The sequence below is a fragment of the Actinomyces urogenitalis DSM 15434 genome, assembly GCF_000159035.1.
GTDB lineage: Bacteria > Actinomycetota > Actinomycetes > Actinomycetales > Actinomycetaceae > Actinomyces > Actinomyces urogenitalis.
Window position 1 is genome coordinate 691,601 of record NZ_DS999576.1, and the last position, 2,143, is coordinate 693,743.

The 2,143-nt window shown below is 73.3% G+C and carries 2 protein-coding genes; both read right to left on the reverse strand.

The window, feature by feature from the left end:
* A partial coding sequence (gene murJ, locus HMPREF0058_RS11170) for a murein biosynthesis integral membrane protein MurJ (RefSeq protein WP_248597025.1) occupies positions 1–1,495 on the reverse strand: 1,495 nt, incomplete at its 3' end.
* Positions 1,485–2,143: hypothetical protein (locus HMPREF0058_RS11175; RefSeq protein WP_006549904.1), on the reverse strand; the 659-nt coding region annotated here is incomplete at its 5' end. The genes HMPREF0058_RS11175 and murJ, both read right to left, overlap by 11 nt.

Here is a 2,143-nt window from a genome sequence, read left to right on the forward strand (position 1 = left end):
TGGCGTGCTCAGCCAGCCTCGAGGTGGCCTGCAGCGCCGCCGTGCCGCCGACCGCGGCCACGGCCCCGCTGACCAGCAAGGCGCGCAGCACCGGTGTCAGCACCGCCGTGCCCAGCAGGCGTGCCAAGGCTGCCAGCAGGCCGACCCCAGCCACCGTCATCCCCACGCTCAGCCCGATCGCCAAGGCGATGAGAGTGGCGCACGAGTCGCCGCCGTGGGGGGCCATGACCCGCACCGCCACCGTCGAGACGACGATGACGCACACCCACCCGGCGCAGGTCGCGGCAGCCCCCGAGCCCGCACGGTCAGCAGCAAAGAACACCCGGGTGACCTGGAAGATCAGCGCGTAGCCGATCAGCGCCGGGGCGAGCACCGCCAGGGACTGCCCCATCCCCGCAACGTCGGTGAGCAGAGAGAAGAAGGTCTGGGCCCCCTGGCTCACGGCCAGCAGCGCACCGCCTCCGGCGGCCGCGACAGCCACCACCAGCGCCGTCGAACGCGCTGCGAGCTCGCTGACCGCCGACTGCTCAGGTCCGTCCGCTGCCAGCGCGGCGGCCAGACGGGGGTAGAGCACGGACGCCACCGGGACGGCGAGCACCGCGTAGGGCAGGACGTAGACCGCCTGGGTGTACTGATAGACGGCCACGGTGCCGGTGCGACCACCGCTGCGGGCCAGCGCCAGCACCACGAGCACGCTGGCCTGCTGCGCCAGCAGGGTCCACAGGCCCGCGCCTCCCAGGCGCCCCAGGCGCCTGAGCTGCCCGCCACGCAGGCCCAGCCTGGGACGGATCCGCAGTCCCAGGCGCGCCACCGGCCAGATCAGCGGCAGACTCAGTGCGGCCACCCCCAGGGTGGTGCCCCAGCCCAGGACCTGAAGTGACGCGCCGGAGGGGGTCTCAGGTGCCGAGGCGCTCATCTGCCCGTAGACGGCGTAGGTCGCCATGACCACGAGGCTGGAAGCCACCGGCGTCAGCGCAGGCCAGGCGAAGCGGCCATGTGCCTGCAGGACGCCGGTGAGCACCACCCCGACGCCGTACAGCGGCACCTGGAGGGCGAACATGCGCAGGAAGCCGGCCACCAGCTCACGCTGGTAGGCGGGGTCAACACCCTGAGAGAGGGGAAAGAGCGAGGCGATTGGGCCGGCAAGCACAGCCAGGGCCACGGCCAGAGGGGCCAGGACCATCAGGACCAGGCCGAGCAGACCCGAGGCCGTGCGTTCGACCTCCTCGCGCCGACCTCCTCGTACCGCCCCGGCCAGCAGTGGAACGATCGTGGCGGCCAGCGCACCGCCGACCACCACCTCGTACAGGACGTTGGGGACCTGGTTGGCCGTGGAGTAGGCACCCGCCACCGTCCCGGCCCCGACCGTGGAGGCCTGGACGATCCAGCGCGCGAAGCCCAGCGCACGGGAGACGAGCGTGAGGCCCGCCACCGATCCTGCGGCTCCCAGCAGCCCGCTGCGGGCGCTGGAGGGAGCAGGTCCGCTAGTCCTCACGGCGTCCCAACGCATCCAGGGCGGCCAGGGCAGGTGTGCGGGCGATGACGCCAGAGAAGGAGATCTTCTCGCTGGCCAGGACCAAGGCGGTGCCAGCGCAGGCGCTGGTCAGGCGGAGCACAGGGCTGGGATGGCTGGCCAGGCTCGCCCCGGCCAGGGCGCCGACCGTGTTGGCGCCGGTGTCCCCCAGCATGGTCTGCTCGGCCAGGTCCTCTCTCAGCCCCGCCGCGCAACAGGCCAGCGTGCCGCCAGCCAGCGCCGCCGAGGCCGGAGCCCGTCGCGCCTGCGTCAGTGCCATCGGAGCGGCCAGGAGCCCCGCGGCCTTGAGGGCACGGCCCGGACGCAGGTCGAGCAGGTTGTGCACATTGGCCCACGAGGCGATGGCCACGGTGCGCACGCCCGCGTCCACCAGGCCGCCCAGCCCACGATGAGGCCTGGGGTCCGCGGCCGTCATGACGGCGCCGGCCACAGCGGAACCGGCTCCGATGACGAGGATCTTGAGGGCTCCGGTGGTCACGCGTCCGCGGGCCAGGGCACCGAGGTGTCCTTTGAGGCCCTTGGCAGGGGCCTCACCGTCATGGGCTCCCTGGTCGAGGTCGTCGACCAGGCCCGCCGCGCCGGCCGCCGTCGTGGCCACCGCCGCTCCCA